Raw genomic sequence first — 16,265 nt, forward strand, 5'->3', positions numbered from 1 at the left:
AGGAGCCTGAATGAATCATTACGAATTAGAGACATTGATCAATAAGCACCTCGATAGCCATAGCTTCAGTGATTATGCCCCCAACGGTTTGCAGGTTGAGGGACGTAACGAAGTCAGAACGATTATTACCGGTGTGACGGCCTGTCAGGCCCTGCTGGATGAGGCAGTCACACGTCAGGCCGATGCAATAATCGTCCATCATGGCTACTTCTGGAAAAGTGAACCGGCCGCGATTAAAGGCATGAAGCGCCGCCGTCTGCGGACGCTGCTGGCTAACGATATAAATCTCTATGGCTGGCACCTGCCGCTTGATGCGCATTCAGAACTGGGCAACAACGCCCAGCTGGCCAGACTGCTGGATATTGACGTACGTGGCGAAATCATGCCGCTGGTGTTCTGGGGTGAGCTGGCTGAGCCGATCTCGGGTGAACAGCTGGCCCGCCGAATCGGCGATAAGCTGGGGCGTGAACCGCTGTATTGTGGTGATAACGCACCCGCGCTGATTCGTCGTATCGCCTGGTGCAGCGGTGGCGGACAGGGCTTTATCGACCAGGCTGCCGCTGCGGGCGTTGATGCCTACATCACCGGTGAAGTCTCTGAACAGACCATTCATAGTGCACGCGAGCAGGGGGTGCATTTCTTTGCCGCAGGCCATCACGCCACCGAGCGTGGCGGCGTAAAAGCGCTGGGTGAGTGGCTGGCACAACACCACAATCTTGACGTGACCTTCATCGATATACCTAATCCTGCCTGATTGTTTCTTCTGTCCTGCGCGCCTGCGCAGGACCTAAATCTGTTGACACATCCCTGCCACTTTCGCATAACTATTTGCTTTAAGTAGATAAGCCATCGGCTGATCGGGGCATCCGGTCAGGTCGGCCAGGCACGATCTCAATCAGGCAGGAGGTAGCTGTTGCAACGAGCACGGTGTTATTTATTGGGTGAACGCGCTGTCGTGCTGGAGCTGGAGCCGCCGGTCTCACTGGAGAGTCAGCAACGTATCTGGGGACTGAACCAGCGACTGCAGTCGTTTGCGGACGTGCTGGAGGTCATTCCCGGCATGAACAACATCACCCTGATCCTGCGTGATCCCCAGCAGAGTGCACTGGATGCGATAGAGCGGCTTCAGCGCTGGTGGGAAGAGAGTGAAGCGCAGTTGCCGGAGTCACGTCTGGTAGAGATCCCGGTGATTTACGGCGGCGAACATGGCCCCGATCTGACTGTGGTGGCGGAACATGCCGCGCTGACGCCCGGTCAGGTAGTTGAGCTGCACAGCAGCAGCGAGTATGTGGTGTTTTTTGTCGGTTTTCAGCCCGGTTTTCCCTATCTGGGCGGCCTGGATCCGCGCCTTCACATACCGCGTCGTGCGGAACCGAGAGTTGCGGTACCCGCCGGATCGGTTGGCATCGGCGGCAGCCAGACGGGCGTCTATCCGCTCGCTTCGCCCGGCGGCTGGCAACTGATCGGCCAGACGCGCACCGCGCTGTTTAATCCCCTGCAGCAGCCGCCCACACTGCTCCGTCCCGGTGACAGGGTTCGCTTTGTGCCGCAACAGGAGGGCATATGTTAAACATTCTGCGAGCCGGGCTGACCGCCACCATCCAGGATGCAGGCCGCTACGGCTGGCGTCAGTATGGCATCAGCCCCGGCGGCGTGCTGGATCATCCCGCGATGTTCACCGCTAACGTGCTGGTGGGCAATGCGCCTGATAGCGCGGTGCTGGAGCTGGTGCTCGGCCAGTTTAAAGCGGAGTTTACCCGCGACGGCTGGTTCGCGCTGACTGGCGCAGGCTGCCATGCGGAGCTGGATGGTCAGCCGGTCTGGACGGGCTGGCGTACCCCGGTGAAACGCGGGCAGGTCCTGTCGCTGGCGATGCCGCAGCGCGGCATGCGCAGCTATCTGGCAGTGCAGGGCGGTTTTGACATCCCTGAGGTGCTCGGCTCAGCCAGCACCGATCTGAAAGCAAAATTTGGCGGATTTCAGGGGCGTACCTTACGGGATGGCGATCAGATCCCGCTGGGTAAACCGACGCGTCAGTTCGATCGCAAAGTCGGGGTGCGGCAACTGCTGTGGGGCAACCGCATCCGCGCACTGCCTGGCCCGGAGTATCACGAGTTCAGTCCCGACGCGCAGCAGGCGTTCTGGCGCACCGCATGGAAACTCAGCCCGCAAAGCAACCGGATGGGATACCGGCTTGAGGGACGTGAGCTTAAACGTGAAAGTCCGCGTGAGCTGCTGTCACATGGTGTGATGCCGGGTGTGATTCAGGTGCCGCCGAACGGACAGCCTATCGTGCTGATGGCGGATGCCCAGACCACCGGCGGCTATCCGCGTATCGCCTCCGTCATCGAAGCCGATCTCTACCATCTGGCGCAAATCCGCCTCGGTGAGCCGATTCACTTTATTCACTGCACGCTGCCGGAAGCGATGCTGGCACGCCAGCATCAGCAACGCGCGCTGGACCAGATGAAATGGGGACTCCATGAAAATTGATTTAAACGCCGACCTGGGCGAGGGCTGTGCCAGCGATCAGGCGTTGCTGGAGCTGGTGAGTTCCGCCAACATCGCCTGTGGCTTTCACGCAGGGGATGCGCAGACCATGCTGCAGTCGGTGCGCTGGGCGCACGCATGCGGCGTCGCTATCGGCGCGCATCCTGCTTTCCCCGATCGGGAGAACTTTGGCCGCAGTGCCATGCAACTGCCACCTGAAACGGTCTATGCCCAGATGATCTACCAGATTGGCGCGCTGAAAAGCCTGGCAGAGAGCGAAGGTGCGCGGCTGGTTCACGTTAAGCCGCACGGCATGCTCTATAACCAGGCCGCGGCTGATCCGGTGCTGGCAGACGCCATTGCCCGCGCCATCCGTGCTGTCGACAGTCAGCTGATTGTGGTGGGACTGGCGAACAGCGAATCGATACGTGCCGCGTCGCACTACGACTTACGCACGCGGGAAGAGGTCTTTGCCGATCGTGGCTATCTCAGCAGCGGTGCGCTGGTGCCGCGCAGCGAGCCCGGCGCACTGATTGACGATGAGCAGCAGGCTATCGATCAGACGCTGACGATGGTGCAGCAGGGCAAAGTGAAAAGTATTACAGGAGAATGGGTGGCAGTGAATGCGCAGACCGTCTGCTTACATGGCGACGGCGCACACGCCCTGCAGTTTGCCCAGCGGTTGCGTGATGCGTTTGCCAAACAGCAGATCCGTGTCACCAGCGCCTGAAAACAACACTTAGCCCGGCTTATGTCGGGTTTTTTAACTCTGGGGGAAATCCATGGAAAGTGCAGTGAATCTCTGGCCTTTACTGGGCATTGCCGCGATCGTTGTCGGCTTCGTATTACGTTTTAACCCGGTGCTGGTGGTAATTGTCGCCGGATTTGTGACCGGTCTGGCGGCGATGATGCCGCTGGCTGACATTCTGGAAAAGCTTGGCGCGGGGTTTCTTAACACCCGTAACCTGCCGCTGATTCTGCTGCTGCCACTGGCGGTCATTGGGCTGCTGGAGCGTCACGGGCTGAAGGAGCGGGCACAGGCGTGGATTGCTCAGATCAAAACCGCCACCGCCGGACGTCTGCTGATTGTCTACCTGTTTGTGCGTGAAATCACGGCGGCACTGGGGTTAACCAGTCTCGGCGGACATCCGCAGATGGTGCGTCCATTGCTCGCACCGATGGCAGAAGGCGCCACTGAAAACCGCTACGGCGAAATCACACCTGAGCTGCGGCACAAGCTGCGTGCCATGTCAGCAGCCACCGACAACGTCGGCCTGTTCTTTGGTGAGGATATCTTCGTGGCGTTTGGTGCGATTATTTTTATGCACAACTTCATGCAGGAGTCGGCCGGGATTCAGACCGAACCGCTGCACATTGCGTTATGGGGCATTCCGACCGCTGTAGCCGCGTTCCTGATCCACTCGGCACGTCTGGTGCGACTCGATCGTCAGCTGGCGCGTGAGCTGCAACAGCTCAACAGCCAGGCGCTGAAAGCCAAAGGAGGTCAGTAATGTTCCAGCAACAATATCTGATGTGGCTGGCAGGCATTATCTTGCTGGTAGTAGCCATCCTCTCCTGGCGTGACAGCGCTAATCCGCGTCGCTTTACCACCGGACTGTTCTGGGCCTTGTATGGCCTGGTATTCCTGGTGGGTGACTGGACGACGCAGCTGATGAGCAGCCTGATGGGCTCGGACGCGGCGGGCACCCGAATGCTGCACATCACTATCGGTGTCATTGTGGTGATAATGGCGCTGATTGCCGGTCTGGGTGGGGTCCGGCTGGGGCGCTATCATCAGCGCAGCGATGAAGAGAAGCAGGCCAGTGCGCTGCGTCTGCGCAACAAACTGTTTCTGCCTGCGCTGGCCATTCCGGTCGTGACCGTGGTCGGCGTGCTGGCGTTTAATCATATTCCCGGTCTGCAGGATGTGGTGTTCGGTCCCGGGAATCACGCCACGCTGGTGACATTGTTTTCAATGATGGTCGGCTGTGTCATTGGCTGGCTGGTGGCGTTGAAACTGACCCATGAAAAACCGGTGCAGTCGATGCAGGAGACCCGTCGCCTGCTGGATTCGATTGGCTGGGCCTTTATCCTGCCGCAGATCCTCGCCACCCTGGGACTGCTGTTTACCAGTGCGGGCGTGGGCAGTGCCATTTCGCATCTGACCGAAACCTGGCTGGCGGTGGATAATCGCTTTATCGCGGTAACGGTCTATGCCGTCGGAATGGCGCTGTTAACCATGATCATGGGTAACGCGTTTGCGGCGTTTCCGATTATCACCGCAGGCGTTGGCATCCCGATTCTGGTGCTGCAGCACGGCGGAAATCCGGCAGTGATGGCGGCGATTGGTATGTTTTCCGGCTACTGCGGTACGCTGATGACGCCGATGGCGGCCAACTTCAATATTGTCCCGGCGGCGCTGCTGGAGCTGCCCGATCGTAACGCGGTGATCAAAGCTCAGATTCCAACCGGTGTGCTACTGTTAATCGTTAACATTTTCCTGCTCTATTTCCTGATGTTCCTGTGAGGCTGCATGAAAACTGTCCTGATGACCGCCTTTGAACCCTTTGGCGGTGAAACGATTAATCCCTCCTGGGAAGCGGTGCGCGCACTGGAAGGCAAACAGATTGGCGGGGCGATGATAGTGATCCGTCAGCTGCCGGTGGTGTTCAGTGAGGTACTCCACGTGCTGAACCAGGCGCTGGAAGAGGTCAAACCGGATGCGGTGCTGTCCGTCGGGCAAGCGGGCGGCCGCAGCGACATTACCGTTGAACGTATCGGTATCAATGTCGATGACGCCCGCATCCCGGACAACGCTGGTCATCAGCCGGTGGATGAACCGATTGTGGCTGGCGGCCCGGCAGCCTATTTTTCCCGTCTGCCAATCAAAGCGATTGTTGCCGCGGTGCGTAAAGCGGGCATTCCCGCATCGGTTTCGCAGACGGCGGGCACCTTCACCTGTAACCGGGTGATGTATGGCCTGCTGCACTGGCTGGAGCAGCAGAAGAGCCCGGCGCGCGGTGGCTTTATTCATATTCCTTATTTGCCTGAACAGGCGGCGCTCCATCCTGGTGCGCCGAGCATGGCGGTCGCGACCATTATTCAGGCGCTGGAGATTGCGGTAAACGTCACGCTGGAGACCGGCGACGATATCAAACAGGCTGGCGGCGCCACCCATTAAGAGGAAGAACGATGCCTGAAGGACCGGAAATTCGCCGCGTGGCGGATAAGCTTGAAACTGCCATCGTGGGTCAGCCGTTAACCGAAGCGTGGTTTGCGTTTCCTCAGCTTAAAACTTACGAACCCTCGCTGATTGGTGAGCAGGTGCAGGCGATTGAGACGCGGGGAAAAGCGCTGCTGACACATTTCAGCAATGGCCTGACGCTTTACAGTCATAACCAGCTTTATGGTGTCTGGCGCATCGTGAAACCCGATACTGAACTGAATACCACACGCCAGTTGCGGGTGCGGCTGGCGACGGCGAGCAAAGCAATTCTGCTTTATAGTGCCTCCGATATTGAACTGCTCAACGCAGATACGCTGGCGGCGCATCCGTTTCTGACCCGCATCGGACCGGATGTGCTGAACAGCCAGCTTAGCGTGGAAGAAGTGAAAGAGCGGCTGCTGTCACCCCGTTTCCGGCGGCGGCAGTTCAGTGGTCTGCTGCTGGATCAGGCTTTTCTGGCCGGGCTGGGAAACTACCTGCGCGCCGAGATTCTCTGGCTGGCGCAGCTGCTGCCCAATCATCGGGCGCAGGATCTCACTGAAGATCAGCTGACTGCTTTCAGCGAGGCGCTGCTGTCGGTGCCGCGTCATGCCTATCGGATGCGTGGAACCATGAAGAAATATCATGAGGAAGCAGCGTTTCAGTTTGAGGTTTTTCATCGTCAGGGCAAAAAATGCCGGCGCTGTGGCACAGTGATTGAGAAGGGCACGCTTTCATCACGGCCTTTTTACTGGTGTCCGGGTTGCCAGAGATAGAGGCGGCCGCATTGGGGAACAAAACAGGAAAAGGTTCTTACTGCAAACAGCTGACAAACCCGAATCCGGGAGAGTCCAGCCGCTACGAAGAAGTCTGACGCGCAGGGAATACGGTCAGAGGAGGAAAGCGTCCCGCCGCCCGGATAAAAACGTCGGGAGCGTTTTTGAACAACGCAATGCGTTGGCCCGGCTACGGGCGCACCTCAGGAATGAGGTGCGTAATCGCGCGGGCCGAGCGTGTCATGGATGACGGCTTTTGCGTCTTTCCAATCTGACCATGTTCTCTACGCAGGCGCGGTATCACAGCCAACCGCCCCGGCTTTAAAGCAACATCAGGCGGAGATCCCTCTCCGCTATCCACTGAGCCTTACTTTTTCAGCTGTGAGCTGAATTCGCGCTCGGTATAACCGGTGTAGAGCTGACGTGGACGGGCAATCTTCATGCCTTCGTCGTGCATCTCTTTCCAGTGGGCAATCCAGCCAACCGTACGGGCCATCGCGAAGATCACCGTAAACATGGACGAAGGAATACCCATCGCTTTCAGAATGATACCGGAGTAGAAATCCACGTTTGGATAAAGTTTACGCTCGATGAAGTACGGGTCGTTCAGCGCAATGTGTTCCAGCTCCATCGCCACTTCCAGCAGATCATCCTTCATACCCAGTTCATTCAGAACCTCATGGCAGGTATCGCGCATCACGGTCGCGCGTGGATCGTAATTTTTGTAAACGCGGTGACCAAAGCCCATCAGACGGAATGAATCATTCTTGTCTTTAGCGCGTTTAACAAATTCCGGGATGTGCTCAACGGTGCTGATCTCTTCCAGCATACGCAGAGTCGCTTCGTTGGCACCGCCGTGCGCCGGTCCCCACAGGGAGGCGATCCCGGCGGCGATACAGGCAAACGGATTCGCGCCGCTTGAACCGGCGGTACGTACGGTAGAGGTTGAAGCGTTCTGCTCATGGTCAGCATGCAGAATCAGGATACGGTCCATAGCGCGTTCCAGCACCGGATTCACTTTGTACTCTTCGCACGGCGTAGCAAACATCATATGCAGGAAGTTACCGGCGTAAGAGAGGTCATTGCGTGGATAGACAAACGGCTGGCCGATTGAATATTTGTAACACATCGCTGCCATGGTCGGCATCTTAGAGAGCAGACGGAATGCCGCGATTTCGCGGTGGCGCTCAATGTTTACATCCAGTGAATCGTGGTAAAACGCAGCCAGTGCGCCGGTCACGCCGCACATTACCGCCATAGGATGCGAGTCACGACGGAAGCCGTTGAACAGACGGGTAATCTGCTCATGAATCATGGTGTGGCGGGTAACCGTGGTTCGGAACTCATCAAACTGTTTCTGGTCCGGCGCTTCGCCATTCAGCAGGATGTAGCAGACTTCCAGGTAGTTAGAGTGGGTCGCCAGCTGAGAAATCGGGAAACCACGGTGCAGCAGGATACCTTCATCACCATCGATAAAAGTGATAGCAGATTCACAGGACGCTGTAGACGTAAAACCGGGATCGAAGGTGAACAGGCCACTTGAACCCAGAGCGCGGACATCAACCACATCCTGACCCAGCGTGCCTTTAAGCACGTCCAGTTCAATAGATGTTCCATCTTGCAGGGTTAGCGTTACTTTTTTATCTGTCATTTTCGTCTCCATAGCGCCTTATGTAGGTAAGGATCTTTAGACACCTGAAACGCGTTCATGTTGCGGTTGGCAAAACTACACAGTATCACTCTGCGGGTATAAAGCGGGTGCAGGGTACAGAGTGAGCGACGCGTTCCCAGCGGGAACCGGTGAGCCATGGACATGCTGCATATCGCGGTTGTTAAAGATCCGGTCAGGATATAACTTCTTGGTAACCAATAACCTGATGCTTTTTAATGCTCATTATCGCAATGTTACATAACTTGCGCTTAGGGGAAAGTGTATCCCCATAACTTTTGTGCATCATAGGAATTTACATGCTTAGTTTGTAACTGAATTGTTGAACTATTGTCAAATCAGATAATTAAAATTGTATCAATTGTGAAAATCGTGAGTAGGATCACTGTTCCACCTAAAATATACCAAAGAGTTTGTAGGGGAATTGTAATCAGAATGTGATCCTCCTATACTCCTGGCAGGTCTCCGGAACACCCTGACACCAGGAGCCACCCAGCGTTTACTACCGCGTCAATTAACACTGGATGTTGCTTGTTTGGTGACGGTTAAGTCTGCCACACGTTGTGATTAGACTCCGCCTCAGGTCCGGAGGAAGCAAAATAAAAAAGAGCTGTGTGGGCAAAACCGTGAAAAAACAAAGACCTGTCAACTTGGATCTCTCGACGATCCGGTTTCCCGTTACTGCAATATCGTCCATTCTTCACCGCGTCTCCGGCGTAATCACTCTGGTTGCCATTGGCATCCTGCTGTGGCTGCTCGGTCTCTCTCTCTCTTCTCCTGAAGGTTTCCAGCACGCTGCATCCATCATGGATGGCTTCTTCGCGAAGTTCATCATGTGGGGCATCTTAACCGCGCTGGCCTATCACGCGGTGAGCGGGATTCGTCATATGTTGATGGATTTTGGTTATCTGGCTGAAACGCTGCAGGTTGGTAAGCGTTCTGCTCATATGACTTTTGTGATCACTGTCGTGCTGGCAATTCTGGCGGGAGTCCTCGTATGGTAAGCAATGCATCCGCATTGGGTCGCAACGGCATTCAGGACTGGCTGCTGCTGCGGGCAACTGCAATTCTCATTACGCTCTACATCGTCTACATCCTCGGTTTCGTTGTGATGACAGACACGCTGACTTATGACCTGTGGCGTGGCTTCTTCGCTTCCGCATTCACTAAAGTGTTCACGCTGCTGACGCTGTTCTCCATTCTGATTCATGGCTGGATCGGCATGTGGCAGGTGTTAACAGACTACGTCAAATCACTGCCAACGCGCTTGTTGTTGCAGTTTGTGATTGTCGTGGCGCTGCTGTGGTATGCGATTTATGGATTTGTTGTGGTGTGGGGTGTGTAAATGAGTTTGCCAATCAGAGAGTTTGATGCCGTGGTGATCGGCGCAGGTGGCGCAGGTATGCGGGCCGCACTGCAAATCTCCCAGGCCGGTCAGAGCTGTGCCCTGTTATCTAAAGTTTTCCCGACCCGTTCCCACACTGTATCTGCGCAGGGCGGTATTACCGTTGCGCTGGGTAATACCCATGAAGATAACTGGGAATGGCATATGTACGACACCGTCAAAGGTTCCGACTACATCGGTGACCAGGACGCGATTGAATATATGTGTAAAACCGGCCCGGAAGCAATTCTGGAACTGGAACACATGGGCCTGCCGTTCTCGCGTCTGGAAGATGGTCGTGTCTATCAGCGTCCGTTTGGTGGTCAGTCGAAGAACTTCGGCGGCGAGCAGGCGGCACGTACCGCTGCAGCAGCTGACCGTACCGGCCACGCCCTGTTGCATACTCTTTACCAGCAGAACCTGAAAAACAAAACCACCATCTTCTCTGAGTGGTATGCACTGGATCTGGTGAAAAACGCCGAGGGCGCAGTGGTGGGTTGTACCGCTATCTGCATCGAAACCGGCGAAACCGTCTATTTCAAAGCAAAAGCGACCATTCTGGCCACCGGCGGCGCGGGCCGTATCTATCAGTCCACCACCAATGCACACATCAACACCGGCGACGGCGTGGGTATGGCACTGCGTGCGGGCGTGCCGGTGCAGGATATGGAGATGTGGCAGTTCCACCCAACCGGTATTGCTGGTGCGGGCGTGCTGGTCACCGAGGGCTGCCGTGGTGAAGGCGGTTATCTGCTGAACAAACATGGCGAACGCTTCATGGAGCGTTATGCGCCAAACGCTAAAGATCTGGCGGGCCGCGACGTGGTTGCGCGCTCAATGATGATTGAAATCCGTGAAGGTCGCGGCTGTGACGGTCCGTGGGGCCCGCACATCAAACTGAAACTCGATCACCTGGGTAAAGAGGTGCTTGAGTCACGTCTGCCTGGCATCCTCGAGCTGTCACGCACCTTTGCTCACGCCGATCCAGTCAAAGAACCTATCCCGGTCATTCCGACCTGCCACTACATGATGGGCGGTATTCCGACTAAAGTGACCGGTCAGGCACTGCGTGTGAATGAGCAGGGTGAAGATGTGGTAATTCCTGGCCTGTTCGCTGTCGGCGAAATTGCCTGCGTATCGGTACACGGTGCCAACCGTCTGGGCGGTAACTCACTGCTCGACCTGGTGGTCTTTGGCCGCGCAGCGGGTCTGCATCTGCTGGAGAGTATTCAGGAGCAGGGCGAACTGCGTGACGCTACGGAAGATGAGATTGCCGTTGCGATGGCGCGCTTCAACCGCTGGGAAAACAATACCACGGGTGAAGACCCGGTTGAGATTCGTAAAGCGCTGCAACGCTGCATGCAGAATAACTTCTCTGTATTCCGCGAAGGCGACGCGATGGCGCAGGGTCTGGAAGAGCTGAAAGAGATTCGCCAGCGTCTGAAATCAGCGCGTCTGGATGACCGCTCACCGGATTTCAACACCCAGCGTATTGAGTGTCTGGAACTGGATAACCTGATGGAAACGGCCTTTGCCACGGCGGTCGCGGCTAACTACCGCACCGAGAGCCGCGGTGCGCACAGTCGCTTCGACTTCCCGGATCGTGATGATGAAAACTGGCTGTGCCACAGTCTTTATGTCCCGGAAACCGAAAGCATGACGCGCCGTGAGGTGAACATGCAGCCGAAACTGCGCGCGGCGTTCCCGCCGAAAGTGCGTACCTACTAATTTCGGAGACGATCATGAGACTCGAGTTTTCAATTTATCGCTACAATCCGGACGTCGATGACAAGCCGCGCATGCAGGATTACACCCTGGAGTCGGAAGATGGTCGCGACATGATGCTGCTGGACGCGCTGATTCGCCTGAAAGAGAAAGATCCGACGCTGGCGTTTCGTCGCTCCTGTCGTGAAGGCGTCTGCGGCTCGGATGGCCTCAACATGAACGGTAAAAACGGACTGGCCTGCATTACGCCGGTCTCGGCACTGGGCAACGGCAAACAGAAAATCGTTATCCGTCCATTGCCAGGTTTACCGGTTGTGCGTGACCTGGTCGTAGACATGAGCCAGTTTTATGCTCAGTATGAGAAAATTAAGCCTTTCCTGTTGAATAATGGGGAAAATCCGCCAGCACGTGAACATCTGCAGATGCCGGAAGAACGTGAACACCTGGATGGCCTGTACGAGTGTATTCTCTGTGCCTGCTGCTCAACCTCATGCCCATCATTCTGGTGGAACCCTGAGAAGTTCATTGGTCCTGCCGGCCTGCTGGCGGCATACCGTTTCCTGATTGACAGCCGCGACACCGAAACGGATGCGCGTCTCGACAATCTGAATGATGCTTTCAGCGTATTCCGCTGTCACAGTATCATGAACTGTGTGAGCGTCTGTCCGAAAGGACTGAACCCGACGCGCGCCATCGGCCATATCAAGTCGATGCTGCTGCAGCGCGGCGCATAAGCAGTCTTCGCCGGGAACCTCAGGTTCCCGGTGTTTTACGGAAGCCTCTGTAAGCGCGGTGATGACCACGTTTACAAAGGTTCCCTTACGGGCCACGCGCGCTGCGCAGAGTGCTCGTATCGCTGAACTCACTACGGCAAACCGCGAAAGCGGCAACAAATGAAACCTCAAAAAAGCATAGCAATGCTTAAGGGATCACAATGCAGAACAGCGCGATGAAGCCCTGGCTGGACTCTTCCTGGCTGGCCGGCGCGAATCAGTCTTACATAGAGCAGCTCTATGAGGATTTCCTGACCGATCCTGACTCTGTCGATGCAGTGTGGCGCTCGATGTTCCAACAGTTACCGGGCACCGGAATGAAACCTGAGCAGTTTCACTCCACCACACGTGAGTACTTCCGTCGCCTGGCGAAAGACGCATCTCGTTACACCTCATCTGTCTCCGATCCGGAAACCAACTCCAAGCAAGTAAAAGTGCTGCAGCTGATCAACGCGTTTCGTTTTCGCGGTCACCAGCATGCGAATCTCGATCCGCTTGGCCTGTGGAAACAGGATCGGGTGGCCGATCTTGATCCGGCTTTTCATGACCTGACCGAGGCCGATTTTCAGGAAAGCTTTAACGTCGGCTCTTTTGCCATCGGTAAAGAGACCATGAAGCTGGCCGATCTCTTCGACGCGCTGACGCAGACGTACTGTGGCTCAATCGGTGCGGAATATATGCACATCAACAACACGGATGAGAAACGCTGGATCCAGCAGCGTCTTGAGTCTGTAGCGGGCCGTGCAGCGTTCAGCAACGAAGAGAAAAAAGGTTTCCTGAAAGAGCTGACCGCGGCAGAAGGGCTGGAAAAATATCTCGGGGCGAAATTCCCGGGTGCCAAACGCTTCTCGCTGGAAGGCGGCGATGCGCTGGTGCCCATGCTGCGCGAAATGATCCGTCACGCCGGTAAGAGCGGTACCCGTGAAGTCGTGCTGGGTATGGCGCACCGTGGTCGTCTCAACGTGCTGATCAACGTGCTGGGTAAAAAGCCACAGGATCTGTTCGACGAGTTCGCCGGTAAGCATAAAGAGCATCTGGGCACCGGTGACGTGAAGTACCACATGGGCTTCTCTTCTGATGTGGAAACCGAAGGCGGTCTGGTTCACCTGGCGCTGGCGTTTAACCCGTCACACCTGGAGATCGTCAGCCCGGTCGTCATGGGTTCTGTGCGTGCCCGTCTGGACCGTCTGGACGAGCCTGCCAGCAATAAAGTCTTACCGATCACCATTCATGGTGACGCGGCGGTGATTGGCCAGGGTGTGGTTCAGGAAACCCTGAACATGTCACAGGCACGCGGTTATGAAGTGGGCGGTACCGTTCGCATCGTCATCAACAACCAGGTTGGCTTCACCACCTCCAATCCGAAAGATGCGCGTTCGACCCCTTACTGCACCGACATCGGCAAAATGGTGCTGGCACCGATTTTCCACGTGAACGCAGATGATCCGGAAGCGGTCGCCTTTGTGACCCGTCTGGCGCTCGACTATCGCAATACCTTTAAGCGTGATGTGTTTATCGATCTGGTCTGCTATCGCCGTCATGGTCACAACGAGGCGGATGAGCCAAGTGCGACCCAGCCGCTGATGTATCAGAAAATCAAAAAACACCCGACGCCGCGTAAAATCTACGCCGACCGTCTGGAAGGTGAAGCCGTCGCCACGCAGGAAGATGCGACCGAAATGGTCAATCTTTATCGTGATGCGCTGGATGCGGGCGAGTGTGTGGTGCCGGAATGGCGTCCGATGAGCCTGCACTCCTTTACCTGGTCACCTTACCTGAATCATGAGTGGGATGAACCTTACCCGGCTCAGGTCGACATGAAACGTCTGAAGGAACTGGCGCTGCGTATCAGCCAGGTGCCTGAAGAGGTGGAAGTGCAGTCGCGTGTTGCCAAGATTTATAACGACCGTCGCCTGATGGCTGAAGGCGAGAAAGCCTTTGACTGGGGCGGCGCGGAAAACCTGGCCTATGCCACGCTGGTTGATGAAGGCATTCCGGTGCGTCTGTCGGGTGAAGATACCGGTCGCGGAACCTTCTTCCATCGTCACGCGGTAGTCCATAACCAGGCGAACGGCTCGACCTATACCCCTCTGCACCACGTGCACAGCGGACAGGGTCAGTTCAAAGTCTGGGACTCCGTGCTGTCAGAAGAGGCGGTACTGGCCTTTGAATATGGTTATGCCACCGCAGAGCCGCGCATCCTGACCATCTGGGAAGCGCAGTTTGGTGACTTCGCCAACGGCGCACAGGTGGTTATCGACCAGTTCATCAGCTCCGGTGAGCAGAAATGGGGCCGGATGTGTGGCCTGGTGATGCTGCTGCCGCACGGTTATGAAGGTCAGGGGCCAGAGCACTCCTCTGCGCGCCTGGAACGTTATCTGCAACTCTGTGCTGAGCAGAACATGCAGGTCTGCGTGCCGTCTACCCCTGCGCAGGTTTACCATATGCTGCGTCGTCAGGCGCTGCGCGGTATGCGCCGTCCGCTGATTGTGATGTCGCCGAAATCACTGCTGCGTCATCCGCTGGCCATCTCCACGCTGGATGAACTGGCTAACGGCAGCTTCCAGCCGGCGATTGGCGAAGTCGATGATCTGGATCCGCAGGGCGTGAAACGCGTCGTGCTGTGCTCCGGTAAAGTCTATTACGACCTGCTTGAGCAGCGTCGTAAAAATGAGCAGACCGATGTGGCTATCGTGCGCATCGAGCAGCTCTATCCGTTCCCGCATCACGCGGTACAGGAAGCATTAAAAGCGTATGCTCACGTGCAGGATTTTGTCTGGTGTCAGGAAGAGCCGCTGAATCAGGGCGCCTGGTATTGCAGTCAGCATCATTTCCGTGAAGTTGTGCCGTTTGGTGCCACTTTACGTTATGCAGGCCGCCCGGCATCCGCCTCACCGGCCGTGGGTTACATGTCCGTACACCAACAACAGCAGCAAGACCTGGTTAATGACGCGCTGAACGTTAATTAATTAAAAGGAAAGATAATGAGTAGCGTAGATATTCTCGTTCCCGACCTGCCTGAATCGGTTGCCGATGCCTCTGTGGCAACCTGGCATAAAAAACCAGGCGATGCAGTCACTCGCGATGAAGTGCTGGTCGAAATCGAAACTGACAAAGTTGTACTGGAAGTGCCAGCCTCTGCTGACGGTATCCTGGAAGCGGTTCTGGAAGAAGAGGGCGCCACCGTCACTTCCCGCCAGATCCTGGGTCGTCTGAAAGAGGGCAACAGCGCCGGTAAAGAGAGCAGCGCGAAGTCTGAAAGCAAAGAGTCTACCCCGGCTCAGCGTCAGACTGCGTCACTGGAAGAAGAGAGCAACGATGCGCTCAGCCCGGCTATCCGCCGTCTGATTGCAGAGCACAATCTTGATGCCTCGCAGATCAAAGGCAGCGGTGTGGGTGGTCGTCTGACCCGTGACGATGTTGAAAAACATCTGGCCAACAAACCGCAGGCTGCCAAAGCCGCCGCACCAGCGGCAGAAACTGCAGCCGTGCAGCAATCCGTGGCGAATCGCAGCGAAAAACGCGTGCCGATGACCCGTCTGCGTAAGCGCGTTGCCGAGCGTCTGCTGGAAGCGAAAAACAGCACGGCGATGCTGACGACCTTCAATGAAATTAACATGAAGCCCATCATGGATCTGCGTAAGCAGTATGGTGAGGCCTTCGAGAAGCGTCACGGTGTACGTCTGGGCTTTATGTCCTTCTACATCAAAGCGGTTGTTGAAGCACTGAAACGCTATCCGGAAGTGAATGCGTCCATCGATGGCGAAGATGTGGTTTACCACAACTACTTCGACGTCAGCATCGCGGTCTCTACGCCACGCGGTCTGGTGACCCCCGTTCTGCGTGACGTTGATGCGCTGAGCATGGCGGACATTGAGAAGAAAATCAAAGAGCTGGCAGTGAAAGGCCGTGACGGCAAGCTGACAGTTGACGATCTGACCGGCGGTAACTTCACCATTACCAACGGCGGCGTCTTTGGTTCCCTGATGTCCACCCCAATCATCAACCCACCGCAGAGCGCCATCCTGGGCATGCACGCTATCAAAGATCGCCCTATGGCGGTCAATGGTCAGGTCGTGGTGCTGCCAATGATGTACCTGGCGCTCTCTTATGACCACCGTCTGATCGATGGCCGTGAATCAGTGGGTTATCTGGTTGCAGTGAAAGAGATGCTGGAAGATCCGGCGCGTCTGCTGCTGGATGTCTGATTTTCACCGGGCGCGCCTCGCGCGCCCAACCTCAA

General features: G+C 56.3%; 15 protein-coding genes. 14 read left to right on the forward strand and 1 reads right to left on the reverse strand.

The annotated features are described in order from the left end of the window. The first annotated feature begins 10 nt into the window (after nucleotides 1-10). From AC6I8J_RS05320 to nei, 8 genes are all read left to right on the forward strand, one after another. Entirely contained in the window at nucleotides 11-754 is a 744-nt protein-coding gene (locus AC6I8J_RS05320; protein WP_161732122.1) for a type 2 GTP cyclohydrolase I, read from the forward strand. A 159-nt stretch (nucleotides 755-913) separates the two neighbouring features. Continuing rightward, nucleotides 914-1,570, forward strand: coding sequence for a 5-oxoprolinase subunit PxpB (gene pxpB, locus AC6I8J_RS05325; RefSeq protein ID WP_161732124.1), 657 nt, complete (start codon nucleotides 914-916; stop codon nucleotides 1,568-1,570). Continuing rightward, entirely contained in the window at nucleotides 1,564-2,493 is a 930-nt protein-coding gene (pxpC, locus tag AC6I8J_RS05330; RefSeq protein WP_497825152.1) for a 5-oxoprolinase subunit PxpC, read from the forward strand. The genes pxpB and pxpC overlap by 7 nt, the downstream gene beginning before the upstream one ends. After that, on the forward strand, nucleotides 2,483-3,220 hold the full coding sequence (pxpA, locus tag AC6I8J_RS05335; protein WP_161732129.1) for a 5-oxoprolinase subunit PxpA: 738 nt from the start codon (nucleotides 2,483-2,485) through the stop codon (nucleotides 3,218-3,220). The genes pxpC and pxpA overlap by 11 nt, the downstream gene beginning before the upstream one ends. A gap of 52 nt (nucleotides 3,221-3,272) precedes the next feature. Next, entirely contained in the window at nucleotides 3,273-4,001 is a 729-nt protein-coding gene (locus AC6I8J_RS05340) for a DUF969 domain-containing protein (protein ID WP_161732131.1), read from the forward strand. Then, on the forward strand, nucleotides 4,001-5,017 hold the full coding sequence (locus AC6I8J_RS05345; RefSeq protein WP_161732133.1) for a DUF979 domain-containing protein: 1,017 nt from the start codon (nucleotides 4,001-4,003) through the stop codon (nucleotides 5,015-5,017). Before AC6I8J_RS05340 ends, AC6I8J_RS05345 begins: the two co-directional genes overlap by 1 nt. Before the next feature lie 6 nt (nucleotides 5,018-5,023). Continuing rightward, nucleotides 5,024-5,671 (forward strand): pyroglutamyl-peptidase I, encoded by a 648-nt coding sequence (gene pcp / locus AC6I8J_RS05350; protein ID WP_161732135.1) that lies wholly within the window; start codon nucleotides 5,024-5,026, stop codon nucleotides 5,669-5,671. Nucleotides 5,672-5,682: 11 nt separating this feature from the next. Further along, complete coding sequence (gene nei / locus AC6I8J_RS05355; protein WP_161732137.1) at nucleotides 5,683-6,471, forward strand: endonuclease VIII; 789 nt, start codon at nucleotides 5,683-5,685, stop codon at nucleotides 6,469-6,471. 367 nt (nucleotides 6,472-6,838) lie between these two features. Here nei and AC6I8J_RS05360 read toward each other — a convergent pair whose 3' ends face one another. Beyond that, complete coding sequence (locus tag AC6I8J_RS05360) at nucleotides 6,839-8,122, reverse strand: citrate synthase (protein ID WP_497825153.1); 1,284 nt, start codon at nucleotides 8,120-8,122, stop codon at nucleotides 6,839-6,841. Nucleotides 8,123-8,754: 632 nt separating this feature from the next. Here AC6I8J_RS05360 and sdhC point away from each other — a divergent pair. The 6 genes from sdhC to odhB all read left to right on the forward strand — a co-directional run bounded on the left by sdhC (nucleotide 8,755) and on the right by odhB (nucleotide 16,230). Further along, on the forward strand, nucleotides 8,755-9,144 hold the full coding sequence (gene sdhC, locus AC6I8J_RS05365; RefSeq protein WP_029519433.1) for a succinate dehydrogenase cytochrome b556 subunit: 390 nt from the start codon (nucleotides 8,755-8,757) through the stop codon (nucleotides 9,142-9,144). Next, nucleotides 9,138-9,485: a succinate dehydrogenase membrane anchor subunit gene (sdhD, locus tag AC6I8J_RS05370; RefSeq protein ID WP_009091417.1), complete on the forward strand. Its 348-nt coding sequence runs from the start codon at nucleotides 9,138-9,140 to the stop codon at nucleotides 9,483-9,485. Before sdhC ends, sdhD begins: the two co-directional genes overlap by 7 nt. Next, nucleotides 9,486-11,252, forward strand: a complete 1,767-nt coding sequence (gene sdhA, locus AC6I8J_RS05375; RefSeq protein WP_161732139.1) for a succinate dehydrogenase flavoprotein subunit — start codon at nucleotides 9,486-9,488, stop codon at nucleotides 11,250-11,252. 14 nt (nucleotides 11,253-11,266) lie between these two features. Continuing rightward, nucleotides 11,267-11,983 carry a succinate dehydrogenase iron-sulfur subunit gene (locus AC6I8J_RS05380; RefSeq protein ID WP_090962958.1) on the forward strand — a complete coding sequence of 239 codons (717 nt, stop codon included), beginning with the start codon at nucleotides 11,267-11,269 and terminating at the stop codon, nucleotides 11,981-11,983. A 200-nt stretch (nucleotides 11,984-12,183) separates the two neighbouring features. Continuing rightward, nucleotides 12,184-14,991, forward strand: a complete 2,808-nt coding sequence (sucA, locus tag AC6I8J_RS05385) for a 2-oxoglutarate dehydrogenase E1 component (protein ID WP_161732141.1) — start codon at nucleotides 12,184-12,186, stop codon at nucleotides 14,989-14,991. A gap of 15 nt (nucleotides 14,992-15,006) precedes the next feature. After that, entirely contained in the window at nucleotides 15,007-16,230 is a 1,224-nt protein-coding gene (gene odhB / locus AC6I8J_RS05390; protein WP_497825154.1) for a 2-oxoglutarate dehydrogenase complex dihydrolipoyllysine-residue succinyltransferase, read from the forward strand. The last annotated feature ends 35 nt before the right edge of the window (nucleotides 16,231-16,265 follow it).

It is taken from the genome of Pantoea sp. X-Soil-ISGK-355 (assembly GCF_059730805.1).